At 68.5% G+C, this 26210-nt stretch carries 32 protein-coding genes, 2 tRNA genes and 1 other RNA gene; 19 read left to right on the top strand and 16 right to left on the bottom strand.

Going from position 1 to position 26210, the window contains the following annotated elements:
• Positions 1-62 precede the first annotated feature (62 nt).
• Positions 63-485 (bottom strand): NUDIX hydrolase, encoded by a 423-nt coding sequence (locus tag AACZ75_RS06990; protein ID WP_339872060.1) that lies wholly within the window; start codon positions 483-485, stop codon positions 63-65.
• Positions 486-573: 88 nt separating this feature from the next.
• Here AACZ75_RS06990 and AACZ75_RS06985 point away from each other — a divergent pair, with 88 nt between their 5' ends.
• Entirely contained in the window at positions 574-1980 is a 1407-nt protein-coding gene (locus AACZ75_RS06985; RefSeq protein WP_339872059.1) for an FAD-binding oxidoreductase, read from the top strand.
• A gap of 117 nt (positions 1981-2097) precedes the next feature.
• Here the strand turns inward: AACZ75_RS06985 and AACZ75_RS06980 are convergent, their stop codons facing one another.
• Positions 2098-2421 carry a hypothetical protein gene (locus tag AACZ75_RS06980; protein WP_339872058.1) on the bottom strand — a complete coding sequence of 108 codons (324 nt, stop codon included), beginning with the start codon at positions 2419-2421 and terminating at the stop codon, positions 2098-2100.
• Positions 2422-2471: 50 nt separating this feature from the next.
• Positions 2472-2690, bottom strand: coding sequence for a hypothetical protein (locus AACZ75_RS06975; protein WP_339872056.1), 219 nt, complete (start codon positions 2688-2690; stop codon positions 2472-2474).
• 137 nt (positions 2691-2827) lie between these two features.
• On the opposite strand from AACZ75_RS06975, the gene yaaA reads away from it, so the two are divergent.
• Both yaaA and AACZ75_RS06965 read left to right on the top strand, forming a co-directional pair.
• Positions 2828-3604, top strand: coding sequence for a peroxide stress protein YaaA (gene yaaA / locus AACZ75_RS06970; protein ID WP_339872055.1), 777 nt, complete (start codon positions 2828-2830; stop codon positions 3602-3604).
• 71 nt (positions 3605-3675) lie between these two features.
• Positions 3676-4524, top strand: coding sequence for a 3-hydroxybutyrate dehydrogenase (locus tag AACZ75_RS06965; RefSeq protein WP_339872054.1), 849 nt, complete (start codon positions 3676-3678; stop codon positions 4522-4524).
• 51 nt (positions 4525-4575) lie between these two features.
• Here the strand turns inward: AACZ75_RS06965 and AACZ75_RS06960 are convergent, their stop codons facing one another.
• Together AACZ75_RS06960 and AACZ75_RS06955 are read right to left on the bottom strand one after the other, a co-directional pair.
• The gene (locus AACZ75_RS06960) at positions 4576-5517 is read right to left on the bottom strand and encodes an L-threonylcarbamoyladenylate synthase (RefSeq protein ID WP_339872053.1); all 942 of its coding nucleotides are present in this window, start codon (positions 5515-5517) and stop codon (positions 4576-4578) included.
• Positions 5514-6074 (bottom strand): cytochrome b, encoded by a 561-nt coding sequence (locus AACZ75_RS06955; RefSeq protein ID WP_339872052.1) that lies wholly within the window; start codon positions 6072-6074, stop codon positions 5514-5516. Before AACZ75_RS06955 ends, AACZ75_RS06960 begins: the two co-directional genes overlap by 4 nt.
• Before the next feature lie 134 nt (positions 6075-6208).
• Here AACZ75_RS06955 and AACZ75_RS06950 point away from each other — a divergent pair, with 134 nt between their 5' ends.
• Positions 6209-7993, top strand: a complete 1785-nt coding sequence (locus AACZ75_RS06950; RefSeq protein ID WP_339872051.1) for an acyl-CoA dehydrogenase — start codon at positions 6209-6211, stop codon at positions 7991-7993.
• Positions 7994-8006: 13 nt separating this feature from the next.
• Here AACZ75_RS06950 and AACZ75_RS06945 read toward each other — a convergent pair whose 3' ends face one another.
• Complete coding sequence (locus AACZ75_RS06945) at positions 8007-8816, bottom strand: serine protease (protein WP_339872050.1); 810 nt, start codon at positions 8814-8816, stop codon at positions 8007-8009.
• A 91-nt stretch (positions 8817-8907) separates the two neighbouring features.
• On the opposite strand from AACZ75_RS06945, the gene AACZ75_RS06940 reads away from it, so the two are divergent.
• Positions 8908-11121: a S9 family peptidase gene (locus tag AACZ75_RS06940; protein WP_339872049.1), complete on the top strand. Its 2214-nt coding sequence runs from the start codon at positions 8908-8910 to the stop codon at positions 11119-11121.
• Positions 11122-11136: 15 nt separating this feature from the next.
• On the opposite strand, the gene AACZ75_RS06935 is transcribed toward AACZ75_RS06940, so the two are convergent.
• Both AACZ75_RS06935 and AACZ75_RS06930 read right to left on the bottom strand, forming a co-directional pair.
• On the bottom strand, positions 11137-11565 hold the full coding sequence (locus tag AACZ75_RS06935) for a response regulator (RefSeq protein WP_339872048.1): 429 nt from the start codon (positions 11563-11565) through the stop codon (positions 11137-11139).
• Between the two features lie 239 nt (positions 11566-11804).
• A tRNA-Gln gene (locus AACZ75_RS06930) sits at positions 11805-11878 on the bottom strand.
• A gap of 156 nt (positions 11879-12034) precedes the next feature.
• Here AACZ75_RS06930 and AACZ75_RS06925 point away from each other — a divergent pair.
• The 6 genes from AACZ75_RS06925 (at position 12035) to AACZ75_RS06900 (ending at position 15141) form a co-directional block, all read left to right on the top strand.
• Positions 12035-12111 (top strand) — tRNA-Pro (locus AACZ75_RS06925).
• A gap of 160 nt (positions 12112-12271) precedes the next feature.
• Entirely contained in the window at positions 12272-12814 is a 543-nt protein-coding gene (locus tag AACZ75_RS06920) for a DUF924 family protein (protein ID WP_339872047.1), read from the top strand.
• A 99-nt stretch (positions 12815-12913) separates the two neighbouring features.
• Positions 12914-13795 (top strand): thymidylate synthase, encoded by an 882-nt coding sequence (locus AACZ75_RS06915; RefSeq protein WP_339872046.1) that lies wholly within the window; start codon positions 12914-12916, stop codon positions 13793-13795.
• A gap of 183 nt (positions 13796-13978) precedes the next feature.
• Positions 13979-14275, top strand: coding sequence for a phosphoribosyl-ATP pyrophosphohydrolase (locus AACZ75_RS06910; protein ID WP_339872045.1), 297 nt, complete (start codon positions 13979-13981; stop codon positions 14273-14275).
• The gene (locus tag AACZ75_RS06905; RefSeq protein WP_339872043.1) at positions 14276-14803 is read left to right on the top strand and encodes a dihydrofolate reductase; all 528 of its coding nucleotides are present in this window, start codon (positions 14276-14278) and stop codon (positions 14801-14803) included.
• Between the two features lie 17 nt (positions 14804-14820).
• Positions 14821-15141, top strand: coding sequence for a YbjQ family protein (locus AACZ75_RS06900; RefSeq protein ID WP_339872042.1), 321 nt, complete (start codon positions 14821-14823; stop codon positions 15139-15141).
• Positions 15142-15222: 81 nt separating this feature from the next.
• On the opposite strand, the gene AACZ75_RS06895 is transcribed toward AACZ75_RS06900, so the two are convergent.
• Together AACZ75_RS06895 and AACZ75_RS06890 are read right to left on the bottom strand one after the other, a co-directional pair.
• Positions 15223-16320 carry an NADH:flavin oxidoreductase gene (locus tag AACZ75_RS06895; protein ID WP_339872041.1) on the bottom strand — a complete coding sequence of 366 codons (1098 nt, stop codon included), beginning with the start codon at positions 16318-16320 and terminating at the stop codon, positions 15223-15225.
• Positions 16321-16382: 62 nt separating this feature from the next.
• A complete protein-coding gene (locus tag AACZ75_RS06890) occupies positions 16383-17480 on the bottom strand; it encodes an Mrp/NBP35 family ATP-binding protein (protein ID WP_339872039.1) in 1098 nt (365 codons plus the stop codon).
• Between the two features lie 77 nt (positions 17481-17557).
• On the opposite strand from AACZ75_RS06890, the gene miaA reads away from it, so the two are divergent.
• Entirely contained in the window at positions 17558-18439 is an 882-nt protein-coding gene (miaA, locus tag AACZ75_RS06885; protein ID WP_339872038.1) for a tRNA (adenosine(37)-N6)-dimethylallyltransferase MiaA, read from the top strand.
• Here miaA and AACZ75_RS06880 read toward each other — a convergent pair.
• Positions 18393-19274, bottom strand: a complete 882-nt coding sequence (locus AACZ75_RS06880; RefSeq protein WP_339872037.1) for a hypothetical protein — start codon at positions 19272-19274, stop codon at positions 18393-18395. The two genes, miaA and AACZ75_RS06880, sit on opposite strands and share 47 nt — an antisense overlap.
• Before the next feature lie 84 nt (positions 19275-19358).
• Here AACZ75_RS06880 and ssrA point away from each other — a divergent pair.
• Both ssrA and AACZ75_RS06870 read left to right on the top strand, forming a co-directional pair.
• Positions 19359-19726: a transfer-messenger RNA gene (gene ssrA / locus AACZ75_RS06875) on the top strand.
• 111 nt (positions 19727-19837) lie between these two features.
• The gene (locus AACZ75_RS06870; RefSeq protein WP_339872036.1) at positions 19838-20314 is read left to right on the top strand and encodes a ClpXP protease specificity-enhancing factor SspB; all 477 of its coding nucleotides are present in this window, start codon (positions 19838-19840) and stop codon (positions 20312-20314) included.
• An 8-nt stretch (positions 20315-20322) separates the two neighbouring features.
• On the opposite strand, the gene AACZ75_RS06865 is transcribed toward AACZ75_RS06870, so the two are convergent.
• The 3 genes from AACZ75_RS06865 to AACZ75_RS06855 are packed head-to-tail and all read right to left on the bottom strand — an operon-like array spanning position 20323 to position 21361.
• Complete coding sequence (locus AACZ75_RS06865) at positions 20323-20688, bottom strand: RusA family crossover junction endodeoxyribonuclease (RefSeq protein WP_339872035.1); 366 nt, start codon at positions 20686-20688, stop codon at positions 20323-20325.
• Complete coding sequence (locus tag AACZ75_RS06860; RefSeq protein ID WP_339872034.1) at positions 20685-21095, bottom strand: type II toxin-antitoxin system VapC family toxin; 411 nt, start codon at positions 21093-21095, stop codon at positions 20685-20687. Before AACZ75_RS06860 ends, AACZ75_RS06865 begins: the two co-directional genes overlap by 4 nt.
• Positions 21095-21361, bottom strand: a complete 267-nt coding sequence (locus AACZ75_RS06855; protein WP_339872033.1) for a type II toxin-antitoxin system prevent-host-death family antitoxin — start codon at positions 21359-21361, stop codon at positions 21095-21097. Before AACZ75_RS06855 ends, AACZ75_RS06860 begins: the two co-directional genes overlap by 1 nt.
• 103 nt (positions 21362-21464) lie before the next feature.
• Between AACZ75_RS06855 and fumC the strand changes: the two genes are divergently transcribed.
• Genes fumC through AACZ75_RS06835 form a run of 4 tightly spaced genes read left to right on the top strand, consistent with a single transcriptional unit; the run spans position 21465 to position 24206 of the window.
• Complete coding sequence (fumC, locus tag AACZ75_RS06850; RefSeq protein ID WP_339872031.1) at positions 21465-22856, top strand: class II fumarate hydratase; 1392 nt, start codon at positions 21465-21467, stop codon at positions 22854-22856.
• 56 nt (positions 22857-22912) lie between these two features.
• Positions 22913-23158: a type II toxin-antitoxin system CcdA family antitoxin gene (locus AACZ75_RS06845; protein WP_339872030.1), complete on the top strand. Its 246-nt coding sequence runs from the start codon at positions 22913-22915 to the stop codon at positions 23156-23158.
• Complete coding sequence (locus AACZ75_RS06840; RefSeq protein ID WP_339872029.1) at positions 23155-23469, top strand: CcdB family protein; 315 nt, start codon at positions 23155-23157, stop codon at positions 23467-23469. The genes AACZ75_RS06845 and AACZ75_RS06840 overlap by 4 nt, the downstream gene beginning before the upstream one ends.
• Before the next feature lie 2 nt (positions 23470-23471).
• Positions 23472-24206, top strand: coding sequence for an AAA family ATPase (locus tag AACZ75_RS06835; RefSeq protein WP_339872028.1), 735 nt, complete (start codon positions 23472-23474; stop codon positions 24204-24206).
• On the opposite strand, the gene AACZ75_RS06830 is transcribed toward AACZ75_RS06835, so the two are convergent.
• Complete coding sequence (locus AACZ75_RS06830; RefSeq protein ID WP_339872027.1) at positions 24207-24599, bottom strand: YccF domain-containing protein; 393 nt, start codon at positions 24597-24599, stop codon at positions 24207-24209.
• A gap of 190 nt (positions 24600-24789) precedes the next feature.
• Between AACZ75_RS06830 and AACZ75_RS06825 the strand changes: the two genes are divergently transcribed.
• Positions 24790-24966 (top strand): DUF4169 family protein, encoded by a 177-nt coding sequence (locus AACZ75_RS06825; protein WP_339872025.1) that lies wholly within the window; start codon positions 24790-24792, stop codon positions 24964-24966.
• Between the two features lie 163 nt (positions 24967-25129).
• On the opposite strand, the gene AACZ75_RS06820 is transcribed toward AACZ75_RS06825, so the two are convergent.
• The gene (locus tag AACZ75_RS06820; protein WP_339872024.1) at positions 25130-26008 is read right to left on the bottom strand and encodes a DMT family transporter; all 879 of its coding nucleotides are present in this window, start codon (positions 26006-26008) and stop codon (positions 25130-25132) included.
• Positions 26009-26210: the final 202 nt, after the last annotated feature.

Raw genomic sequence — 26210 nt, 5'->3', positions numbered from 1 at the left:
CACGCCACCGAAACCGGATTCGGCGAACATGACATCGCTGTAATGAATTGCGCCGACACGCCTCAGCCGGAGGTCCCGGCCCGCCGCACCGCCTCGGCGATGACCCGCCGGGTTTCCGACCAGCTGACCAGGCCGTCGACGTCGGACAGCGCCACGAATCGCGCCTCCAGCGCGTCATCCCCGGCCACCGGCTCGCCCGAAAGCCAGCGCGCGGCATAGTCGATCAGCAGAAAGTGACGACCCGAGTCCGGGAAGATGCCGTCGACCACATCGATCAGGCCGGTCAGCTGGGCCACCACCCCGGTCTCCTCGACCAGTTCGCGCAGGGCCGCGTCCACGGCGCGTTCGCCCGGCGCGATGCGGCCGCCGGGCAGACTCCAGCTGCCCAGCATCGGCGGCTTGCCGCGCCGGATCAGCAGGACCGCGTCGCCGCGCAGACAGACGACGCCGACGGCGGGCACGGGGGCTGGCAGGGACGATGTCATTCCTCCCCTCTAGCCGGTCGCCCCCCGACCTGTCGCCCCGATCACGCTGCGGACTGGCGCAAGCCGGGCAGCCTTGGCACAACGGGACATGGCCTCCCCCTCGCCCGCCGCCCTCGCCGCCCTGAAGTCTGCCGTCGGTGACGGCGGCTGGACCGACGATCCGACCGCGATCGCACCCTGGCTGACCGAATGGCGCAACCGCTGGGCCGGCCACACACCGCTGATGCTGACGCCGCGGTCGACGGTCGAGGTCGCCCGCGCCATCGCCGTCTGTGCCGAACATGGTGTCGCCGTCGTGCCCCAGGGCGGTGACACCGGCCTCGTCGGCGGCCAGATCCCGTTCGGCGAGGTGCTGCTGTCGACGCGCAGGCTGCGCGCCATCCGCGACATCACCCCGCTGGACGACGCGATGACGGTCGAGGCCGGGGTCACGCTGCTGGAGGCCCAACAGGCCGCGGCCGCCGTCGACCGGATGTTCCCGCTCAGCCTCGCCGCCGAGGGCAGCGCCACCATTGGCGGCGTCATCTCGACCAATGCCGGGGGCACGGCGGTGATCCGCTACGGGGTGATGCGCGACCTGGTGCTGGGCATCGAGGCGGTGATGCCGGACGGCCAGGTGTTCAACGGCCTGAAACGGCTGCGCAAGGACAACACCGGCTATGACCTGAAACAGCTGCTGATCGGGGCCGAGGGCACGCTGGGCGTGGTCACCGCGGCCACGTTGAAGCTGTTCCCGGTGATGCGCAGCCGCGCCACCGCCGTGGTCGGGCTCGACGACCCGGCCGCCGCCATCCAGCTGCTGGCCCGCGCCAAGGCCGAGACCGGTGGCGGCGTCGAGGCCTTCGAACTGATGAAACGGATCGGCGTTGAGTTTGTACTGGCCAACATCCCCGACACGCGCGAGCCGCTGGACAGCACCCCGCCCTGGTCGGTGCTGATCGAACTGGTGTCCGGCGAACCGGGCGCGGCCGATGCGGCGATGGAGCGGTTGCTGAGCCACGCCTTCGAGACCGGCCTGGTCACCGACGCCGCCATCGCCCAGAACGAGGCCCAGCGCACCGCCTTCTGGAAGGTGCGCGAGGAACAGTCAGCCGCCCAGAAGCCCGAGGGCGGCGGCTGGAAGCACGACGTCTCCGTGCCCGTGTCGCGCATCGCCGAATTCCTGGATGAGGCCACAGCCGCGGTCGAACGCTTCCACCCCGGGGCCCGGGTCAGCGCCTTCGGCCACGTCGGCGACGGCAACCTGCACTACGACGTCCTGTGCCCGAAGGGCGGCGACCACGCCGCCTTCATCGCCCGCTGGGAGGAAGGCTCGCAGATCGTCCACGACATCGTCGCCCGCTATGACGGATCGATCAGCGCCGAGCACGGCCTCGGCCGTCTGAAGACCGACGAGGCGCGCCGCTACAAGTCGCCGCTGGAGATCGCCACGATGCAGGCCATCCGCACGGCGATCGATCCGCAGCGGATCATGAACCCGGCGGTGCTGTTCTAGGGCGACATCGGCCGGGCCGGACGTCGTCCAGCCCGGCTCAGTTACGCGGCCGCCTGATGCTGGACCCTTGTCCGGGTGCGCGGCGATTCGATCCGAAACCAGCGTGATCCCGGGGACTCAGTGACCCCGCTTGTCGTCCTGCTTGCCGAAGACCCGGTCCAGCGCCGTGGTCATCTTGCGCAGGGCCCCGCTGACCGCCAGGTCCGGCGTGGCGGCATGGTCGGTGACGGTCATCGGGTCCTGCCCCTGGGGGCGGGCCTCGATCATACAGCGGGTATCGCCGCCACCGGACGGACCGCCGCTCTCATCGCCGATATGGAGCTCGATCCGGGTCAGCCGGTCGCCGAAGCGGGACAGGCCGGCGCGGACGTCCGCCTCCACCGCGGCCACAAGGGCTTCGCGCCCGTCGATGTTGTTCGCCGTATTGATCTGAATTTGCATGGTGTCTCCGTCGTCATGGGAATCGGGGAAATCGGGGTCGCGGGACCGGGTCAGCGGACCTTGCGCGACCGCTCCAGCACGGGGCGCTGGCCCTCGGCACCAAACGCGCCCGACGGGGCGATGCCGGCGCGCGGCGTCGCGGTCATGCCCTCGTCCGCCGTCTGCCCGGGATCGGGATGGGCCGGTTCGGGCGCCGCGGCCTTCATGGCCATGGCCTTCTCGGCCAGGTCTTTCTGGGTTTCGGTCGGGGTCTCTTTGCCCTTGGTCATGGAACACGCTCCTTGCTGTGGGGATACAGGAACAACCCCCGCCATCCCCAGGCGTTCCGGTGCCATGACGTCGCGCCACGGTTCAATTCGTCGTCAAACCCGCCTATGTGACGGCCCTCGCCGCCCGGAGCCCCGCCTTGCTGATCGTCCTGTCCCCGGCCAAGCGGCTGGATTTTACCGACGTCGCGCCGTCCCTGCCCGCAACCACGCCGCGATTCGTCGAGGACACGGCCACGCTGTCGAAAGCCACCCGCCGGCTGACCCGGGCCGATCTGCGCCGGCTGATGTCGATCTCGGACAAGCTGGCCGACCTGAACCGCGAACGCTTCCAGGCCTTCGATCCCGAACCCGCCGACGATCTGGGCGTGCAGGCCGCCCTGGCCTTCGCCGGCGACACCTATGAGGGGCTGGCCGCGCGCGACCTCGATGCCGACGGCCTGGTCTGGGCCCAGGACCGGGTGCGCATCCTGTCGGGTCTGTACGGCCTGCTGCGTCCGCTGGACCGGATCCAGCCGTACCGGCTGGAGATGGGCACGCGGCTCAAGACCCGGCGCGGCGGCAGCCTGTATGACTTCTGGGGCGATCGCATCTCGCATCAGCTCAATGCCGACGCCGAGGGCCATGCCGATCCGGTGCTGATCAATCTGGCCAGCCAGGAATATTTCGGGGCGATCGACGCCCGGGCCCTGAAACTGCCGGTCATCACCCCGCATTTCCGTGAGGAAAAGGACGGTGAGAGCCGGATTATCTCCTTCTTCGCCAAGAAGGCGCGCGGCGGCATGGCCCGGTTCGCCATCGACGAGCGGATCGACCGCAGCGAGGCCCTGAAAGCCTATGATCGCGACGGCTACCGTTTCGCCCCCCTTGCCTCCACGGCCACCGACTGGATATTCACCCGATCAGGAAATAACTGATCCGGACCTGTCGCCTTCGCGCCCGCGAAAGGCTAGGCTGGGTTCCCAAGACAAGACGGACGACACCTCCCATGTTTCAGAGGCCCAAACGCGGCGACGGCCCCGACGCCGCACCGCTACCCTTTCGTGAAATCGGGGACCTTGCGGGACAGGTGGCGGTCATCTCGGGCTCAACCTCGGGCATCGGCCTGGCGCTGGCGCGGTCGGTCGCCTCGCGCGGCGGCGAGGTCGTGCTGAACGGGCTCGGTGACCCGGCCGGGATCGAGACGACCCGGGCTGAACTGGAATCCGCCTGTGGCGTCCGCGTCCGCTATCACCCCGCCGACATGCGCAAGGGCGACGAGGTCGCCGACATGGTCGCCTATGCCCAGCGCGAGCTGGGCCGGGTCGACATCCTGGTCAACAACGCCGGAGTCCAGCATGTCGAGGCGGTCGAGCATTTCCCCGGCGACAAATGGGAACAGATCATCGCCATCAACCTGTCGTCGACCTTCTATGCGACGCGGGCGGCCATCCCGATCATGAAGGCCCAGGGCCGCGGCCGGATCGTCAACATCGCCAGTGCCCACGGCCTGGTCGCCAGCCCGTTCAAGTCGGCCTATGTCGCCGCCAAACACGGGGTTCTGGGCTTCACCAAGACGGTGGCGCTGGAGCTGGCGCAGGACAACATCACCTGCAACGCCATCTGCCCCGGCTTCGTCGAGACCCCGATCGTCGCGAAGCAGATCGCCGACCAGGCCCGGACCCGCGGCCTGTCGAAAGAGGCGGTGCTGAAGGACGTTATCCTCGGTTCCCAGCCGACCAAGCGGTTTGTCACCACGGATGAACTGGCCGGTATTTTTCTCTATCTGGTCAGTGACCTGGGGGCCTCGGCCAACGGGGCCAGCTTCTCGATCGACGGCGGCTGGACGGCGCAGTAGACGCCCCTCCACCGCTTCGCGGTCCCCCTCCCCGCGAGCGGGGAGGAAACTCTAGCCCACGAACCCCGCCGCGCGTCTGAGCCGGTCGTTGATCGCCTCGCCCAGTCCGTGATCGGGCACCGGGGCCACGGCGATGCCGGCCGGGTGCTCGCGATCGGCCTCCCGCAACATCCGGAACAGATTGGCCGCCGCCTCGCGCAGATCCCCCGTCGGGCTCAGGCTCCAGCGCGGGTCACCGCTGCCCGGGCCGAAGCCGAGCAGGATTTCGCCGCCGCGCGCCGCGGTCGCCGCGATCCGCACCGGGGCGTCGGGCGCATAGTGCAGGGCCAGCCGGCCGGGCGAGCGATGCCCCTCCCCGCCCGTGTCCAATGCCCCGACCCGGGCCTCGATCTCGGCCCGGGTCACCGCCCCGGGCCGCAACAGGGACACCCGCCCGTTCAGCACCGAGACCACGGTGCTCTCGACCCCGACGGCACAGTCACCCCCGTCGATTGCGGCGGCGGCGGCCCCACCCGTCTCCTCGACCGCATCGGCATAGGTGGTCGGGCTGGGCCGGCCCGAACGGTTGGCCGAGGGGGCCACGACCGGGCCGCCGAAGGCCGCGATCACCGCCCGGGCGCGACGATGGCCGGGGACCCGGATCGCGACACTGTCCAGCCCGGCCCGGGCCAGGTCGCAGACCCGGTCACGGTCGCGCACCGGGACCACCAGGGTCAGGGGGCCGGGCCAGAAGGCCGCGGCCAGGGCGCGGGCCCGGTCGTCGAACACACCGATGCGCTCGGCCTCAACCGCATCGGCGACATGGGCGATCAGCGGATTGAAGCGCGGCCGGCCCTTGGCCTCGAAGATGGCGGCGACGGCCACGGGATTGCTCGCGTCGGCGGCCAGGCCGTAGACGGTCTCGGTCGGCAGGATCACCAGTCGCCCGGCCCCCAGGGCGGCGACCGCCGCGCGGTCGGCCGTCGCGGCCCCGAGGTCGTCGCGCGCCCTCACGGTCGCGGATGAATGAACGGCAGCATCCGGCGCAGGACATTGTCGCGGTCGACGAAATGGTGCTTCAGCGCGCCGATCACATGCAGGGCGATCAGGGCGATGAGCGCCTTGCCGGCGACCTCATGGGCCTCGATAATGGTCCCGGCCAGTTCCCGATTCAGCGGCATCGGCAGGCCGGGCCAGGTGAACAGGCCGAACCACTCGATGGCGCGCCCCGCCGCGGACGAGGCGGCCCAGCCCCCGAGCGGCAGGCCGATCAGCAGGACATAGAACAGGACCTGGGTGGTGCGGGCGAGGATCCGCTGCCAGCGCGGGACGGTCGTGGGCAGGGGAATGACCGGGTTCATGATCCGCCACGCGAGTCGGGCCAGGGTCAGAACCAGAATGCTCAGCCCGACCGACTTGTGCAGGCCCATATAGGTCCCGGCCAGCGGATCACTGGCCGCGTCGTATCCCTCATAGGCCATGATCAGGCCGATCTGGACCACAACCAGCAGGGCGAGTCCCCAGTGGAAGACCAGGGACACAGTCGAATAGCGGTGCAGGGGTTCGGCCATGACTCTTCCTTTCCGTGACGGCAGGGCGTCAGATTGCGGCGTGAACCCGGGTTTGCCAAGCGCGCTTGCGTCGTTCCCGTCTACACCGGCACATAGCCGCCGATACACCGAAGAAATCGTCCAGGATCCACCCGATGACCTACCGCGCCCCTGTCCGCGACCTCGCCTTCACCCTAGAAGCCATCGCCGGCATCGACATGGTCGCCGCCAGCGGGGCCTTCCCCGACTATGACAGCGAACTGATGGGGGCCGTGCTCGAGGCCGCGGGCCAGTTTTCCGAAGGCGTTCTGGCCCCGCTGAACCGCAGCGGCGACCTGCAGGGTTCGACCTGTGTCGACGGGAATGTCACCGCCGCCGACGGCTTCGCCGACGCCTACCGCCAGTTCGCCGCGGGCGGCTGGACCGGCCTGTGTGCCTCGACCGAAGCTGGTGGCCAGCAGCTGCCCAAGGCGCTGGAGCTCGCGGCCTACGAGACCGTGCATGCCGCCAACATGGCCTTCGGCCTGTGCCCGATGCTGTCGCTGGCGACGATCGAGGCGCTGGAGGCGCACGGCACCGAATCCCAGAAGGCCACCTATCTGACGAAACTGGTGTCCGGCGAATGGACCGGGGCCATGGTCCTGACCGAGCCCCAGGCCGGATCGGACCTCGGGGCCCTGACCGCCACGGCCGTGCCCAAGGGCGACGGCACCTATGCCCTGAGCGGCCAGAAGATCTTCATCACCTGGGGCGACCACGACGCCACCGACAACATCGTTCACATGGTGCTGGCCCGCCTGCCCGACGCCCCGGCCGGACCCAAGGGCATCAGCCTGTTCCTGGCGTCCAAATTCCTCGTCAATGCCGACGGCTCGCTGGGCGCGCGCAACAGTTTCAAGCCGGTCGGGATCGAGCACAAGCTGGGCATCCACGCCTCGCCCACCTGCGTGATGAGCTATGAGGGCGCGACCGCCGAACTGGTGGGCCAGCCCAACCAGGGCCTGTCGCATATGTTCGTCATGATGAACGCCGCCCGCCTGGCCGTCGGCATGGAGGGGGTCGGCATCGCCGAACGCGCCTATCAGCATGCCCTCGCCTATGCGTCGGACCGCCGCCAGGGCCGGTCGATCTGGACCGGCGAGAAGAACGCCCCGATCCTCGACCACCCCGATGTGCGCCGCACCCTGTCGGTGATGAAGGCCAAGATCGCCGCCGCCCGTGCCCTCTGCCTGTCGACCGGGGTGGCCGCCGATCTGGCCAAACACGCCCCGACCGAGGAAGAGCGGCAGGCCTGGAAGGGCCGTGAGGACCTGTTCACCCCGATCGCCAAGGCCTGGTCGACCGACGTCGGCTGCGAGGTCGCCTCACTGGGCGTGCAGATCCACGGCGGCATGGGCTTCATCGAGGAAACCGGCGCGGCCCAGTACTATCGCGACGCGCGCATCGCCCCGATCTACGAAGGCACCAACGGCATCCAGGCCATGGACCTGGTCGGTCGCAAACTGGGTCAGGACGGCGGGGCCTCGGCCAAGGCCCTGATCCTGGTCCTCAAGACCACTTTGCTGGACCTGCCGCGCCTTTACGAGGGCAAGCCGGTCGAACGGTTCGCCAATGCCGTGGAGGCCGTCGAGGACGCCACCCTGTGGATCCTGGACCGCAAGGCCGCCGAGGACGGCGGGGCCGACGTGCTGGCCGCCGCCGACGCCTATCTGAAACTGCTGGGTGATGTGATCGGCGGCTGGATGCTGGCCAAGGGGGCGCTGGCCGCCAAGGCCCGGCTCGACGCCGGCGACGGCGACGCCGTCTGGCTCAACGGCAAGATCGCCCTGTACGAGGTCTATGCCGCCAATGTGCTGGGCCATGTCACCAGCCGCCTCGCCACCATCGGCCAGGGCGGGGCCCTGCTGGAACGGATGTCGGCCGAGGTTCTGGCCGGCTAGGCCGGCCCCTCTCTCACGGACCCGCGGCGGCGTCCATCCGGGCGATGGCCTCGCGCACATAGCGGGCGTGCGCCACCACCCCGATCCCGAGGCCTTCACCGTCGACCTCGACCGCCTGGACCAGCACCCCGGCGATGAAGGGGTGGTCCGGCACCGGCGTGCCCGGCAGCCGTCGCGCGCCCGGCGTCCAGAACACCGGCCCGCCCGAGTTCCCGGCGTGGACGGGGAAGTCGAGCAGGAAGGTGGGAAAGGCCGCGATCGGCGTCAGCGGCCACGAGGCGATCCGCCCGACCCTCAGGATCGGAAACCCGGCCCGGTTGGCCGACAGGCCACGCGGGAAGCCCAGCGACAACAGTTCGTCGCCCGGCCCGACCTGCCAGCGGTCGAACTCGGTGGCCTCGGCCAGCCAGCCCAGCGGAATGGCCGCCCGCGCGAAAGCCTCCGGGGCGACGATCTCCATTACCGCGATGTCGCGCTCCGGATGACGGGTCCAGACCGGTGTCCGGTCGGCCTCGCGGATCCGCAGGGGTTCCGGCGTGAACCGCCAGGCCCCGTCCGGCAGGGCGATGCGCCAGCCGATCCGCGCCTCGCTGTCCGGCATCCGCTCCAGCACATGGGCGGCGGTGACCAGTACGGTGCGTGGCGTGCCGTCCGGCCGCGGGGCGTCGACCAGGAACCCGGTCCCGACCGTGCGCCGACCGTTGCCGTCCGGCTGATCCAGCTGCACCGTGGCGTCGATCAGCCCGCGGGTCAGGTCCCAGGACGGGGTCGAGATCGGGGTCGGGACCGGCGCGGGCGCGGGCGGTATCTGGATCACGAACATGGACACTCCGGCGGCCACAGCGGCTGAACTTCATTTGACGGCGCGGGGGTGCCGCGCACAAGGTCCGCTGACACCGACAGGAGCCTGGCCCATGAACCGCCGTGAACTGATCGCCACCGCCGCCGCGACTGCCCTCGCCGGCCCTGCCCTCGCCCGCCAGCCTACCGGAGCCTCGATGACCCGTCCCCAAGCCCCCGTCGCGAAGAAGATCCCCGTGACCATCGAACAGCTGGGCCGGGTGCGGACCGATGACTACCAGTGGATGAAGGACGACAACTGGCAGGCGGTGCTGCGGGATCCGACCCTGATCAAGGCGGATGTGAACGAACATCTGACGGCCGAGAACGCCTATCGCGAGGCGATGATGGCCGCGACCCTGCCGCTGCAGGCGACGATGTTCGAGGAGATGAAGGGGCGGATCAAGGAGGATGACTCCAGCGTCCCTGCCCCTGACGGCCCGTGGGAGTATTTCATCGAATACCAGACCGGCGACCAGCACCCCCGGTACATGCGCAAGGATCGAGTGTCTGCCTATCGTGTCGACGGTGAAACCGTTGTTCGCCCCCATCTCCGGCCTCGCGTGCAGATGCTGCTCGACGCCAATGCCCTGGCCGAGGGCAAGGCCTATTCCCGGGTCTCGGCCGCCGACCACAGTCCCGACCACACCCTGTTCGCCTATGCCGAGGACGCCCAGGGCTCGGAGGTGCACCAGATCTACATCCGGGACCTGGCCACCGGCGACCTTCTGCCGGATCCGATCGGCTCGGCCACCGGCGACTTCACCTTCTCGCCGGACAGCCAGTGGATCTTCTGGACCAACCGCAACGACAATGGTCGCCCGGACAAGATCTTCCGTCGTCCGGTCCGGGGCGGTGACTCGACCCTGGTCTATGAAGAAGCCGACGAGGGCATGTTCATCAGCGTCGGCCGCACGTCCGACGACGCCTTCGTGGTCATCTCCATCGCCAACCAGGAGACGTCGGAGACCCGGCTGATCCCGGGCGCGACCCCGACCGCCGCGCCGGCCGTGCTGGAATCGCGCCATACCGGCCGTCTGTATGACGCCGACCACTGGGGCGACCGGTGGGTGATCCGGACCAATGCCGACGACAGTATCGACTTCAAGATCGTCGAGGCTCCGACCGCGACGCCGGGCAAGGCCCACTGGACCGACCTCGTCGCCCATACTCCCGGTCGCTACATCGAGGGTGTGGCCCTGGTGAAGGCCTTCATCGGCCGCCAGGAACGGGCCGACGCCAACACCACCATCGTCATCCGCGACCGTGCGGGCACCGAGCACCAGATCGCGGTCGACGAGCCGGCCTATGCCCTGTCGCTGCGCGGGGCCTCCGAGTTCGACACCACGGTCATGCGCTACGGCTACAGCTCGCCGTCGACGCCGAACTCGACCTATGACTACGACCTGGCCACGCGCGACCGGACCCTGCGCAAGGTGCAGGAAGTGCCCTCGGGCCACGATCCGGCCGACTATGTGGTCGAGCGGCTGAACGCCCCGGCCGCCGACGGGGCGCTGGTGCCGGTGACCATCGTGCGGCGCCGATCGACGCCGGTCGACGGCTCGGCCCCGCTGCTGCTGTACGGCTACGGCTCCTACGGCATTCCGATGTCGGCCAGTTTCTCGACCAACCGGCTGTCGCTGGTCGACCGCGGCTGGATCCATGCCATCGCCCACATCCGCGGCGGTTCCGACAAGGGCTGGGGCTGGTTCCTCGACGCCCGGCGCTTCACCAAGAAGAACACCTTCACCGACTTCATCGCCTGCGCCGAACACCTGATCGGCAGCGGCCACGGCCGGGCCGGTCACATCGTGGCCCAGGGCGGCTCGGCCGGGGGGCTGCTGGTCGGGGCGGTCAACAACATGCGGCCCGATCTGTGGGCCGCGGTGATCGGTCAGGTGCCGTTCGTCGATGTGATCAACACCATGTCGGACACCAGCCTGCCGCTGACGCCGCCGGAGTGGCCCGAATGGGGCAATCCGATCGAGGACCCCGAGGCCTACGACTACATGATGAGCTACAGCCCCTACGACAATGTCGAGGCCAGGGCCTATCCGGCCGTGCTGGCGACCGGCGGCCTGTCCGACCCGCGCGTCACCTACTGGGAACCGGAAAAATGGGTGGCGAAGCTGCGCCCGGCCACGACCTCGGGCAAGCCGGTGCTGCTGAAGATCAACATGGAGGCCGGTCACGCCGGATCGTCGGGGCGGTTCGACTATCTGAAGGAGGTCGCCCACGACTACGCCTTCGCGGTCTGGGCGATCGACAGGGGCTGGGAGGCGGTCTGAGCCGCGCCGCCCGGTTCAGTGGGGCCGGACGCCCGCATCCGACTGCGTCATCCAGGGGGCCATCCGGAACCGGCGCGGTGCGGTGCCGACCGTGTGATTGACGATGAACTCGCGGGCAAAGCCGACGACGTCAGCGACGGTCCGCTCGTCGATCGGCTTGGACATCACGCCCAGCGCCCCGGCGAAGCCATCGGGAATCTGTTCGGGGTTGGCGGTCAGGAAGACAACCGTCGCCCCGAATTGTTTGATGAGGGCCTGGGCCACCAGCGGCCCGGTCATGCCGTCCAGCAGATTGATGTCGACCAGCGCCAGGTCCGGCCGCTCCCGCTCGGCGAGGGCCAGGGCCCCGGCGCGGTCCATGGCGCAGCCCACGACCGCGCAGCCCGAGTCGGCCAGCACCAGTTCAAGTTCCATGGCCAGCAGGGCCTGGTCTTCGACGATCATGACCCGAAGGCCAGGCTTTGCGGACAATAGGCGATCCAATTCGCAAAACGCCCGGTCCATGCAGGTGTCGGGTCGCAGACAGCCTCAACGCGCCCGGCACCGAAGGGTTCACGCAGATTATCCATACAGACCCAGGACCTGGAGCGGGGCCGGATAGGGAAATTTCAGGGGCGTCGCCGGCCGCGACCTTCACCGGTCGCCCGGGGACCGGCCATGCCGCGACTCTCGCGACGGACGGATGGCTGGGGAACAAGGACTCGAACCTTGAACGACGGTACCAAAAACCGCTGTGTTACCATTACACCATTCCCCAGCAGGTCCGGCAGCCCTGACGGCAGTGCGTCAGGAGGCGGTCGGGATACGCGAACGTTGCGGGCGATGCAACACCCGCTTTTCAGACAATTTTCGCAGCGCCAATATCCCCGCTTGCGGCGGTCTGGCACCACCGTTATAAGCCGCGTCCTTAAGTCGGAGTGTGGCTCAGTCTGGTAGAGCACTGCCTTCGGGAGGCAGGGGTCGGAGGTTCGAATCCTCTCACTCCGACCATTTATCCGGTTTCCCCCCGGATCGGACCGTCGAAGCGCCCGGCTTCCGTCCGCCCCATCGTACCGAAACCCCGCCCGGCCCGCTGCACAGCGGCATCCGGCGCATCCTTGCCCGCGGCTTGCGGCTGGACCCGCGCATCGGGTCGCTCCATGCTCGACCCATGACCCTCGAGATCAGCCCCCGGGCCGTCGTCAGCTTCTGGACCGACGCGGGCCCCGCCAAATGGTTCGCCAAGGACGACGCCTTTGACGCCGGGTTCCGCCGTCGCTTCGAAACGGCCCATTTCGCCGCCGCCCGGCGTGAGCTGGACGCCTGGATGGAGACGCCGGACGGGGCCCTGGCCCTGCTGATCCTGCTGGACCAGTTTCCCCGCAATGTGTTTCGCGGCACCGGCCACGCCTTCGCCACCGATCCGCTGGCCCTCAGCCTGGCGCGCGAGGCCGTCGGGCGCGGGCATCACGATGCGGTCGATCCGGCCCTGCGCAACTTCCTGCTGTTGCCGTTCGAGCATTCCGAGCGGCTGGAGGATCAGGACCGCTATCTTGAGCTGGTCGCCGGCAACGCCGACTCCGAGAAATGGGGCCGTATCCACCGCGACATCATCGTCCGCTTCGGTCGCTTCCCCCATCGCAACGCCGCACTCGGCCGCGAGACCACGCCGGAGGAACAGGCTTTCCTCGACGGCGGCGGGTTTGGTGGCTGAAACCCGAACCGCCCCCTGACGCGGAAATCGGTCACCTTTCTGTGGGCAAGCGAATCAGACGGCTGATCGCGCGCACGAATCAGCGGCATCCTTCGGGGCATGAACGCCCTGGCCCAGATCGCTGACCTGCAGACCCGCACCGGGGCGATTCCGGCCGCGCCGGCCGATCATCCCGAATTCCAGTATCTGAACCTGCTGCGCGACATCCTCGACAACGGCGTGCGGCGCGATGATCGCACCGGCACCGGGACGCTGGGCGTGTTCGGCCGCCAGATCCGCTTCGACCTGGCGCAGGGCTTTCCGCTGCTGACCACCAAGAAGCTGCATCTGCGGTCGATCCTGGTCGAACTGCTGTGGTTCCTGCGTGGTGACACCAACATCGCCTGGCTGCAGGCGAACGGCTGCTCGATCTGGAACGAATGGGCCGATGACAGCGGCGACCTGGGCCCGGTCTACGGCAAACAGTGGCGCAGCTGGGCCACGCCGAACGGCGAGACCATCGACCAGATCACCCGGCTGGTCGAAGGGCTGAAGACCAATCCCAACAGCCGCCGGCATATCGTGTCCGCCTGGAATCCGGGCGACATTGACGACATGGCCCTGCCGCCCTGCCACTGCCTGTTCCAGTTCTTCGTCGCCCCAAACGGTAAGGGGGGCGGCAAGCTGAGCTGCCAGCTGTACCAGCGCAGCGCCGACGTCTTCCTCGGCGTGCCGTTCAACATCGCCTCCTACGCCCTGCTGACCCTGATGGTGGCCCAGGTGTGCGGGCTGGAGCCGGGCGAGTTCGTGCACACCTTCGGCGACGCCCACCTGTATCTGAATCATGTCGAACAGGCCGAGCTTCAGCTTACGCGCCAGCCCCTGCCCCTGCCGGTGATGACCCTCACCCCGCACGACGACCTGTTCGCCTACGAACCCGCCGACTTCGTACTCAGCGACTACGCGCCCTGGCCGCACATCAAGGCCGCGGTCGCGGTGTGACCGCCGATCTCCTCCCTGTTCGCGCAGCGAATGGGGAGGTGGCGCGGCGCAGCTTCGCGCCGTGACGGAGGGGCCAAGGGCTCGGCGCCGGAGCTTCACCCCTCCACCCCTTCGGGGTCCCCCTCCCCACCGCTACGCGGCAGGGAGGAGACAGGGCCGCCATCGAGCCTGTAGGACCGTCCCATGCACCTCTCCGACCTCACCGCCGACGTCCTGCGCATCTCCGACCTCTATGCGGCCGAGCATTCCATCGACCGCGATCGCGACTGGGCCCTGCTGAAGCTGCAGGAGGAGCTGGGCGAGCTGACGGCCGAGCATCTGCGCCTGACCGGCCGGGCGCGCGGAACGCCGGACCGGGACAAGCTGGGCGACGAGGCGGCGGATGTGCTGGGCATGTTGCTGCTATACTGTGATCGTGCGGGCATCGATCTCGAGACCGCGATGCAGCGGAAATGGCTGCACTGGCTGGAGCCCCGCTGAATGCCCGTCCCCACCCTCGCCCTCGTCGTCGCCCGCGGTCGCAACGGGGTGATCGGCCGTGACGGGGACCTGCCGTGGAAGCTGCGCAGCGACCTGCAGCGCTTCAAGGCCATCACCGTGGGCAAGCCCTGCATCATGGGCCGCAATACCTGGGAGAGCCTGCCGCTGCGGCCCCTGCCCGGCCGGCTCAACATCGTGCTGACCCGCGACGAGGGCTATGAGGCCGACGGCAAGTCGCGCGGGGCCCTGGTCTGCACCACCCTGGACGAGGCGCTGGACATCGCCCGCGAGCACGGGGCCGAGGACGGGGTCGACGAGATCTGCGTCATCGGTGGCACCGCCCTGTTCGCGGCCACCCTGGGCCGGGCGAAGACCCTGTACATCACCGAGGTCGAGGCCGAGCCCGCGGGCGACGCCCTGTTCCCGGAATTCGACGAGTCGGCTTTTGAAGAAGTCGCCGCCGAGCGGCATGAGCCGGGTGAGAAGGACGACCACGCCTTCACCTTCCGCGTCCTGAAACGACGCTAGGTATCGGGAGATACGAAATGATCGTAGCAACCACCAACGATCTGGCCGGCTATCGTATCGTGCGGCATGTCGGTCTGGTGCGCGGCATCACGGTGCGCTCGCGCAGCATCGTCGGCAATGTCGGCGGGGCCATCCAGTCGGTGTTCGGCGGCAAGCTGTCGATCTATGTGAACCTGGCCGAGACGGCCCGGCAGGAGGCGCTGGAGCATCTGATCGAACACGCCACGGAACAGGGGGCCAACGCCATCCTGGCCATGCGTTATGACGCCAATGAGATCATGGACGGCATCACCGAGGTGCTGGCCTATGGCACGGCGGTGGTGGTGGAGGCTGAGTAGGTTGTAGGAGTTAGGGCTTGGGTCTTAGGAGGCGATCGCCCTAATTCCCAAGCCCCAAGCCCTAAGCCCTACTCACTCAGCTCAGGTGAGCACCGCCATGGCCGAGCGATCAAAGTCCTTCAGCTCGTCCATCCGGCCGTCGCGGATCTTGTGAACCCACTGCGGATCGGCCAGCAGGGCGCGGCCGACGGCAACCATATCGAACTCCCCGGCCTCCAGACGTTTGATCAAACCGTCCAGCGACGCCGGCTTCGACCCGGCCCCGCCGAAGGCGGCGATGAACTCGCCGTCCAGTCCGACCGAGCCGACAGTGATGGTCGGCTTGCCGGTCAGCGTCTTGGCCCAGCCGGCGAAATTCAGGTCCGACCCCTCGAACTCCGGCTCCCAGAAGCGGCGTTGCGAGCAGTGGAAGACGTCGACCCCGGCCTCGGACAGCGGCGTCAGCCATTCGCTCATCTGGTCGGGGGTTTCGGCGATACGGGCGTCGAAATCCTGCTGCTTCCACTGCGACAGGCGCAGGATCAGGGCCATGTCCTCGCCCACGCCTTCGCGCACGGCCTTGACCACCTCGGCCCCGAAGCGGGCGCGCTCGCCGATGCTCGGGCCACCCCAGCGGTCGGTGCGGTCATTCAGGCCGCTCCAGAAGAACTGGTCGATCAGATAGCCGTGGGCCCCGTGGATCTCGACGGCGTCGAAGCCCAGGTCCCTGGCGGCCCGGGCCGCGCGACCGAAGGCGGCGATGGTGTCGGCGATGTCCTCCTCGGTCATCGGCTCCAGGCCGCGCTTGCCGGGGGTGGTGAAGCCCGACGGGCTGTCGACCCTGCCCAGCGGCGACCAGTCCGCGCCCTGGCCGCGGGCCGAGCCGACGTGCCAGATCTGCGGCGCGATCAGACCGCCGGCGGCGTGAACCTCGTCCACGACCTTCTTCCACTGCGGCAGGGCCTCGCCGTGAAAGACCGGCACATTGGCGTCGTTGCGCGCGGCGGGCCGGTCGACGACCGTACCCTCGGTGACGATCAGGCCGACGCCCCCCTCGGCCCGGCGACGGTAGTAGGCGGCGACGTCGTCTGTCGGAATGCCCCCCGGCGAGAAGGATCGGGTCATCGGGGCCATGACGATGCGGTTGGGCATCTTCAGGGACTTGACCTGGAAGGGCTGGAACAGGGCGTCGACGCTCATCGGGCTTCCTCACGGGATACTGGAACCGACAAGGTGGCGATTAGAGTTGCGTTTGGAAACCCTCAGAAACCGAGTTTTTCCGCCAGCGCCCCCGCGACGGCCCCGAAGCGTCGCGCCATGTCCCCGTCCGGCTCGACCGCGACCAGAGGGCGTCCGGCGTCGCCGCCCTCACGCAGGGCCTGGCTGAGCGGCAGGTCACCGAGGAAGGCGACGCCCAGCCGTTCCGCCTCGTCGCGGGCCCCGCCGTGACCGAAGATCGGTATCAGCTTGCCGGTGACCGGATCCGGGAAGCCGCTCATGTTCTCGACCAGGCCCAGGGTCTTCGCCCCCACCTTTTCGAACATCGTGTGGGCCCGCCGGGCATCGGCCAGGGCCACCTCCTGCGGGGTCGAGACGATCACCATGCCGTCGAGCAGGGTCTTCTGCACCAGGGTCAGATGCACATCGCCGGTGCCGGGCGGCAGGTCGACGACCAGCACGTCCAGCGGGCGATCCTCGCTGCCCCAGCGGGTCTGGGTCAGCATCTGGGTCAGGGCCTGGGAGGCCATCGGCCCGCGCCAGATCATGGCGTCTTCCGCCTTCGTCAGCAGGCCCACGGACATCACCTTGAGCCCGAAGGCCTCATGCGGAACGATCGCCCCGTCGACATAGTCGGGCTTGCCCGAGACACCGAGCATGGTCGGCAATGACGGACCATAGACATCCGCATCGAGCAGGCCGACGCGCAGGCCGCGCGCCGCCAGGGCGCAGGCCAGGTTGACGGCCACGGTCGACTTGCCGACCCCGCCCTTGCCGCTGGCCACGCCGATGACCCGCCGCACATGGGCCGGGCGTTCGGTCGCCACGGGTGCCCTGGCCCGCGCCTGATCCATGGCCTGGGATGACAGTCCGGCGGTGCGCCGCGCGGGAGCCGTCACCGCCTCGGCGGTCAGGACGACGGACACCCGGGCCATGCCGGGCAAGGCTTTCAATGCCGCCTCGGCCGCATCGCGGACCGGGGCATAGCGGCCGGTCTCGCCCGCCGGCACCTCGATGACGAAGCCGGCCCGGTCCGCCGCCACCACCAGGCCCTGGACCAGGCCCGCCGCGAACAGGGGCCTGCCCGATTTCGGATCGATCACGGCCTCGAGGGCGGCGAGAACGGCGGCACGGTCAATCACGGGGAAACTCCGACAAACCTTGAGGCGGGGGCCGGGGCGTTCTATCGCCCCCGGACACAAACCGCGAGCCCGCCGCCTTGACCCACCCCCTGATCCAGCTGATCGCCGGTCCGACCGCCTCGGGCAAGTCCCGGCTGGCGCTGGAAACCGCCGAGCGAAACGGGGCGGTGATCCTCAATGCGGACAGCCAGCAGCTGTACGCCGACCTGCGCATCCTGTCGGCCCGGCCGACGGCCGAGGACGAGGCCAGGGCCGAGCACCGGCTGTACGGTATCGCCGACGCCGCCGACGCCTGGTCGGTCGGCCGCTGGAGCCGGGCGGTGATGCCGGTGCTGGCCGAACTGGCCGCCGCGGGCCGCCCGGCCCTGCTGGTCGGCGGCACCGGCCTGTATTTCAACGCCCTGACGCGCGGCCTGGCCGACATTCCCGACATTCCCGATTCGGTGCGCGACGAGATCAGCGCCCTCTATGACTCGGCCGGTGAAGGCTCGGTGCGGCGGCGTCTGGTCGAGGCTGACCCGGAGTCCGAGGCCGCCATCGCCTCCGGCGACCGCCAGCGGCTGATCCGCGCCCTCGCCGTCCTGACCGTCACCGGCCAACCGCTCAGCGTCTGGCGGGCCGACACCCGCCCCCTGCTGGCCGAAGGCAGCTGGGAGGCCGTCGTGATCGAGCCGCCGCGCGACCAGCTGTACGCCGCCTGCGACGCCCGGGTCGCGACCATGGTCGAACAGGGGGCGCTGGACGAGGTCCGGACACTGGTGGCCCGGCGTCTGGATCCGACCCTGCCGGCGATGAAGGCGGTCGGGGTGCGCGATTTCGCCGCCCATCTGCGCGGCGAGGTCAGCCTGGCCGAGGCGATCACCGCCGTGCAGCAGGCGACCCGCAACTATGCCAAACGCCAGCTGACCTGGTTCAGGAACCAGACGCCGGACTGGCGGCGGGCTCCGACCCCGGCCTGAGGCCCGCCGCCAGCAGGCCGACGCCCAGCCAGAAACCCAGGATCGGGCTCATCCCGATCCCAAGCAGAGGCACCGGAAACGCCCCGAACAGGGTGGTCGCCGTCGTGGCCAGACCATAGGCCGACAGGGCCAGCCCGCCGGCCTGTCCGGCCCGGCCGGGCGAGCGGGCAAGGACGGCCGGCACGAGCAGGGTCGCGATCAGCAGGGCGACCGACAGCAGCGCCAGTCCGGGGCTGACGGCATAGGCCAGCCCGACGATCCCCTCGACCTCCGGGATCGCCGCGAGCGGGTCCGGACGCAGCCAGCTGGCGGCAGCCAATGCGGCGGCCAGCCCGATGATCCCGCCGCGGTGCCGGGTCGCCAGCGGGGCCCGCAGCGCCACGACCCCGAGCGCAAGCCCGAACGCCGTCGCCTGGGACGCATCGGGTTGAACGACAAGCAATCCCTGAAGGACCAGGGCGAGGCCCCAGGCCCACAGCCGTTCCCGATGCCAGGCCAGGGCCACGACCGCGGCGGGCAGGACGAGGAAGGCGACATTGATGTGCAGGGGGCCGATATCCAGCCAGCGATGCACACCCTGCTGCGCCGCGCCCGCCAGACTGGCCCCCAGACCGACGACCGCGAGCCCGAGCAGGACCAGGGCGGTGCGTCGACCGGCCACGGCGGCCAGACCGCCCGCCGCCGCGGCCCCCACGACCCAGGCGACGAGGTTCCGGAGCCAGGACCCGGCCGGTACCCCCGACAGGGCACAGACCAGACAGCCCGCCGCCACGGTCAGCAGGCCGAGCAGGCCGAAGATCACTGGCAGTCGGGAGGCGGATTGAAACGCGGGCATGAAGACTGATTATGGGCCCCACACACGGCCGTCCAGCCGCCAGAGGGGCCCCGGCTCCCGGTCCCGACGGTTCCGCCGGTCCAACCCCTTGGAAGCCGGAACCAAAGCGCCTATATTGGGTGTGCCGGGGCTTGCTCCGGATATGGCGATAAACGTGCTTGTAATAAGCGGACCGGACCCGGGTGCGATTCCCGGCGGCTCCACCATTCCTTCCCCGCGTTATCGGCGGAGCGAGCATGGGGCCGACTAGCATCGACGGACGTGTAAAAAGGTTTCTTTCGCCCGTCCTGGCCTACCGTATCGGGCCATTTTCTAACTGCGAACGATAACTTCGCTGGAGAAGTCCGCCTCGCCGCGTAATGCGGTTCGGTTGATTTCGAACTCTTAAGTCCTCAGGGATCAGTTCCTGGGGCGGGGCCGCCAGGGGGCCCGCCAACAGAACCCCTGGCACTTTTCCGGTTTCCGGCCCCGATAGAGGCCACCGGACTGACAATTCCTTTCATCACCACCTTCCGCCGACTGCCCGGCACGGCTATCAGTCACGGCGAACAACCGAGGTGACGATGGCCGACGAGACCCCCCCGGTCGACGAGATGCACTATGAGCAACTCGCGCAGGACGCCCTGCGCGGCGTGATCCGTGCTGCGCTGGATCTGGCCGCGGGGCCGAGCGGCATCCCCGGTGCCCACCATTTCTACATCACCTTCAAGACCCGGGCCCCCGGTGTCAGCGTGCCGCCGGACATCCTGGCCAAATACCCGGACGACATGACGGTCATCCTGCAGCACCAGTACTGGGACCTGAGCGTCGATGCGGACCGGTTCAGTGTGATGCTGAAATTCGGCGGCATGCCCAAGGTGCTGAACGTGCCCTATTCGGCCGTGACCCGGTTCTATGACCCGGCGGTGCAGTTCATGCTGCAGTTCGAGGCTCCGGAGACGATCGAGGACCTGACCGCCGAACCCGAACCCACCCCGCCGCCGCCGTCAGGCGATGACGGCCCCAAGGTCGTATCGCTGGACCAGTTCCGCAAGAAATAGCCGGCAATTCAGCCGTCGGCCGTGATCCGGGGAAACACCCGGATCGTGATCTGTTCGCGTTCGCCCTGTCGCCGCTCGACCAGCAGACGGGCGACCTGGCTGTCGTCGTGGAACAGATAGCCCTTGATCGCGTCCAGCAGGGCCTTGGCCAGGTTGTCGAGGTCCAGCCACGGCGGATCGCCGACATGCTCCATCACGATCTCGACCGTGTAGTCGCCATAGCTGGGGCGGGACGTCCATTCCTTGCGAAAGAACTCATAGGCCAGCGGCTTGTAGTATTTGGCCTGGGTGGTCAGGCCGTCGATGGTGATCTCGACCACGTCGCCGGTCGCGCGGGCGCGGACCTTGCCCGTGCCGATCCAGTCCGGGCTCAAGGGTGCAGCACCACATTTTCGGCACCGGCCGCGCGCCGCAGATCGTCATCAAGCGTACCGAGCGGCGCATCGTGTCTGAGCGCCAGCTCAAGGTAGGCGGCGTCGTAGACAGTCAGATCGTGCTTGTCGGACAACCTCACCGTCTCGCGTAGCACGGTCGGATCATAGGCCTCCAGATCCCGGGCCACGGCCGCCTTGTCGAGCTGATCGAGCGCAGCGTCGCGATAGATGGCGTCAAGCCGTCCCCGGCGCAGGTTGGACCTGAGCGCATTGGCCACTTCCAGCGGAAACAGGGCCGGCGCGATCGCGCCGCTCCGCCTGGCGAGGACCATCACCGTCTCGGCCTTGTCGGTCTCTTCGTCCGGCAGCAGCCAGGCGAGCGCGATGGAGGCGTCGACGACGAACATCAGAAGCGTCGCCCCTCGTCGCGATCCCGCTTGCTCTCGCGCCAGGATGTCGTGAAGGTCGCGGAGGCCCGCAGACGTCGCGCGCCGGCGAGCATCTCGTCGATCTCGGCCTGGTTGACCTCGGGCCGGGCCGGGACGAGTCGAACGATCGGCTGGCCATGCCGGGTCACGGTAACGGTCGCGCCGTGAACGACCCGGCGGATCAGTTCGGAGAACCGGTTGCGGGCTTCGAGGACGCCGACGCTGATTTCCTCATCTAACGCCATAACTCTAGCCATATCATTTCCGGGCCCGCGCAACAAGGGCGCGGCTTGCCCGCCCCTGATCTGGTGTTAAGACCACCCGGTTCGCCCAGCCTGAGAGATTGCCATGACCAAGACCCGTACCGAAACCGACACCTTCGGCCCCATCGCGGTTGCCGCCGACCGCTACTGGGGCGCGCAGGCGCAGCGGTCACTGGGCAATTTCAAGATCGGCTGGGAGACGCAGCCGCTGCCGATCGTGCGGGCGCTGGGCATCGTCAAACGCGCCGCGGCCGAGACCAATATGGCGCTGGGCAAGCTGGATCCGGCGATCGGCGACACCATCGTCAAGGCCGCCGATGAGGTAATCTCGGGCCGGCTCAACGACCATTTCCCGCTGGTGGTCTGGCAGACCGGTTCGGGCACCCAGTCGAACATGAACGCCAATGAGGTGATCTCGAACCGCGCCATCGAGATGCTGGGCGGCGAGATGGGCTCGAAAAAGCCGGTCCATCCGAACGACCACGTCAACATGAGCCAGTCGTCCAACGACACCTTCCCCACGGCCATGCACGTCGCCTGCGCCGAACAGCTGGTCAACGACCTGATTCCGGCCCTGAAGCATCTGCACGCGGCGCTGGACGCCAAGGCCAGGGCCTGGGCCCACATCATCAAGATCGGCCGGACGCATACGCAGGACGCGACCCCGCTGACGCTGGGCCAGGAGTTCGGCGGCTATGCCCAGCAGGTCGCCAACGGCATCGAGCGGATCGAACAGACCCTGCCGAAACTGATGGAACTGGCCCAGGGCGGCACCGCCGTCGGCACCGGGCTGAACGCCCCGGTCGGCTTCGCCGAACAGGTGGCCGAGCGGATCGCGGCGATCACCGGCCTCGACTTCACCACGGCCCCCAACAAGTTCGAGGCCCTGGCCGCCCACGACGCCATGGTGTTCAGCCACGGGGCCATCAACACGGTCGCCGCCTCGCTGTTCAAGATCGCCAACGACATCCGCTTCCTCGGCTCGGGCCCGCGTTCGGGTCTGGGCGAACTGGCCCTGCCGGAAAACGAGCCGGGCAGTTCGATCATGCCGGGCAAGGTCAATCCGACCCAGTCGGAAGCCCTGACCCAGGTCTGCGTCCAGGTGTTCGGCAACCATGCCGCCGTCACCTTCGCCGGCTCGCAGGGGCATTTCGAACTGAACGTCTTCAACCCGGTGATGGCCTACAACTTCCTGCAGTCAGTGCGGTTGATGGCCGATGCGGCGGTGTCCTTCACCGACAACTGCGTCGTCGGCATCGAGCCGCGCGAGGACAACATCAAGCGCGGCCTCGACAATTCGCTGATGCTGGTCACGGCCCTGAACGGCAAGCTGGGCTACGACGCCTGCGCCAAAATCGCCAAGACGGCGCACAAGAACGGGACGACGTTGCGCGAGGAAGCCGTCGGCGGCGGCTATCTGACCGACGCCGAGTTCGACGAGGCCGTGCGGCCGGAGAAGATGATCTCGCCGGGGTGATGGCTACCTACTTCGGGTTGGTAGCGAGGCCGCGGGTTTCGGCGTAGCCTCGCGCCATGGCCAAACCCGAGTTGAAGAAGATCGAGATAGAGCCGGAACTGCTGGAACAGGCCGCGCGGCTCGGCATCGACGTCACCGGCGTGGATGAGCGCAGCCTGCGCCTGTACCTTCAGAAGGTCGATCCTGCCGGAGCCGAGGCCCGCGCCAAGCGCTGGGCCGAGGAGAACGCAGAGGCAATCCGTCTCCACAACGAACGGATAGACCGCCATGGCGTCTTCGGCGAGGATTTGCGCCGCTGGTGATCCGGCAGTTCGATGTCATCGACAATCCGTCAGTGCGCTCGCGAGCGATTGCGCCGTACCTGGTCGTGGTCCAGTCGCAATTCTATGACGAAACCCCGACCCGACTCGTCGCGCCGTTGTTGAAAATGCCGATGCAAGCCGTGCTGACGAGCGTGAGCCTCAGGGTGGAGTTCGAAGGAGAACTTTTCGTACTCCTGCTCTCCGAGATCGGTGCGATAGATCGGCGACCGCCCACCCGTGCTGTTGGCTCACTGGCCCGGTATGAAGACCCCATCCGCCGCGCCCTCGACCGCCTGTTCACAGGCTTCTGAGCATGACCGCCCTAGACCGTCCCTACTGGATTGAGGCGCGTTTCGAGCGGCGTGAGGGTTGGGATGACGACGTCTATCCCTTCAACCTGCCGGTCGTGCGCACCACGAACTCCCTGGCCTTCCACCCGCGCGTGACCTTCCTGGTCGGTGAAAACGGTTCGGGCAAGTCCACCCTCATTGAAGCCCTGGCGATCGCCTGGGGCTTCAATGCCGAGGGCGGATCGAGGGACCACCAGTTCACGACCCATGCCTCACACTCGCCGCTGCACCGGTTCGTCCGGCCGGTCCGGGCACCGATCAAGGCGACGGACGGCTATTTCCTGCGCGCCGAGAGCTTCTTCAATACAGCGACCTATCTGGATGCCTCCGGCACAGGCCGGGCGGGCCAGACCGGACTGCATGAGCAGTCCCACGGCGAGAGCTTTTTCGACCTGTTCGAGAACCGGTTTCAGGGCAACGGCCTGTACATAATGGACGAACCCGAAGCGGCACTGTCACCGTCACGCCAGCTGTCTTTCCTGGCGCGGCTGCATCAGCTGGTGAACACGAAGTCCCAGTTCATCATCGCCACCCATTCGCCAATTCTGCTCGGCTATCCCGACGCCTGGATCTATCAGGCCTCGCCGCACGGGCTGGCGCGTGTCGCCTGGGAGGACACCGACCACTACCAGATCACACGTGGCTTCCTGAACCGGCCGCAGACCTATCTGGATGTCCTGCTGGCCGACGACGACTGATCACGGTTTGTCGCGGATCGTCGCCCCGACCGGCAGCATGGCCAGCTTGGCCAGCTCCAGATCCTTCAGGGCGAAGGGGATGCCGATGATGGTGATCGCCTCGAACACGGCGATCATGATGTGGGACAGGGCGATGTACCAGCCGGCGAACACGAACCAGATCACATTGAGCCCGATGCCCAGGCAGCCGACATCCTTGCCGGTCGCCTCACCGGCCCAGACGACCTCGCGGCCGAAGGGCCAGAAGGAATAGCTGGCGATGCGCCAGGCCGCGAACGTCCAGGGCAGGCCGACCACGGTCAGGGCCAGGAACGTGCCGCCGATCAGCCACAGCAGGCCGGACAACCAGCCGCCCAGGATGAACCACAGGATGTTCAGGATCAGGCGGATCACAGCGGTCGTCTCCTCAACGCCCCGGAGCGGGCGCGACACCGGGATTATGCACCGTGCCCGGCGGCTCCGGGGTGAATTCGCGGTAAGCCTGACGGGCACCGACACCGGGCCGTGGGCCTGCAGACTTGATCCCGCGGCCGTCTGCGCCCAGCCTGTCGGTCCACTGTCGCTCAGAGCCTCGGAGGCCCGAATGGCCGAGATCATCAATCTGAACCAGGTGCGCAAGGCGCGAGCCAAGGCGGAGGCCAGGGCCGACGCCGTCACAAACCGCGCCGCCAGTGGCCGCACCAGGGCCGAACGCAAGGCCGCGAGCGAGGCCAGGGACCGGGCCGCGCGCCTGCTGGACGGTCAGAAGCGGGAGGATTGAGCATGGGCGAGTCCCGTCAGCTACCGTATCCGCCACGGCCTGATCCCGGTCCTGGTGGCCCTGCGGCTCGCCGCCGAGCGCAAGGAACGCGAGGCGCAGGCGGCCCGCGACGCCGAACAGGACAAGACCGGCAAGCCGCGCAAACGCCGCCGCTGGCGCTGGTTCAGCTAGGCCGGGGGGCGCGGATCAGCAGGGCCTGGCCGGACAGCACCAGGGCCAGGCCGGCCAGGGCCGGCCAGCCGAAACTGGCCCCCTCGAACAGGACCGAGACCAGCATGGCGATCGGCGGGGTCAGGGCCGAAATATAGCTGGCCAGGGCATAGCCGCGGGACCGGGCGATGGTGAAATAGATCACGAAGGCCACGACCGAACCGAGCAGCGACAGATACAGCAGCGAGCCCAGATAGGCGGCCGTCAGCTCGATGCTCCAGTGCACCCCGGTGGCGAGGCCGTACACCCCGAGAATCCCCGTGCCATAGGCCATGGCCCAGGCCGTCGCCGGGATCACCGCCGCCCCGGCGACCTGGCCGCGCCAGGCGAAATAGTTGCCGACAGTGGAACTGGTGACGGCGATGATCGCGAACCCGATGCCGATCAGGGCCGCCGACTCCATCCGGGCCCCGACGATCTCGCTGGCGGACAGAACGGCCACACCCAGGAGGCCCAGACAGGCTCCGGCCCAGGCGATCGGCGCGGCCTTCTGGCCGGCCACGACGCGGAACAGCACCAGATTGAGAAAGGCCAGGGCGGCGAAGATCACGGCAACGATGGCCGAGGCGACGCGCTGTTCGCTGGCATAGACGAAGGCGTAGCTGATCGCGAAGACGAAGGCCCCCTGCCCCAGGGCCGCCAGATGCTGCGACCGGCTCAGGCGAATCCGGCGGCCCGTCGCCAGACAGCCGGCGAACAGCACGATGGCGGCCAGGCCGAAGCGCCAGACGACCGAGGCGACCGGATCGACCGTGCCCAGTTGCAGGGTGATGGCGAACCAGGTGGTGCCCCAGATCAGGGCGCAGACGGCTACTCCGAGAACGGCAAGCATCCCCGCGGAAGGGCGTCGAAAACCGGGGCGGGTCGGCGAGGGAAAAGGCACAGGGCGGCGAACCATCGACAGGGGCGGAAGATCCGGACACTTGAGCCGAATCCCCGGACATTGCGAGCGTCCGGCGGCCGCTGCCGGTCACATACGGTTCCGGCCGGTTTCACTCATCGACGATTCGCTGCAACGCCTGGCCGCCTGAGCC

This window comes from uncultured Brevundimonas sp. (genome assembly GCF_963975535.1).
Taxonomy (GTDB): Bacteria; Pseudomonadota; Alphaproteobacteria; order Caulobacterales; family Caulobacteraceae; genus Brevundimonas.
This window is presented reverse-complemented; position numbering and strand designations above follow the sequence as displayed.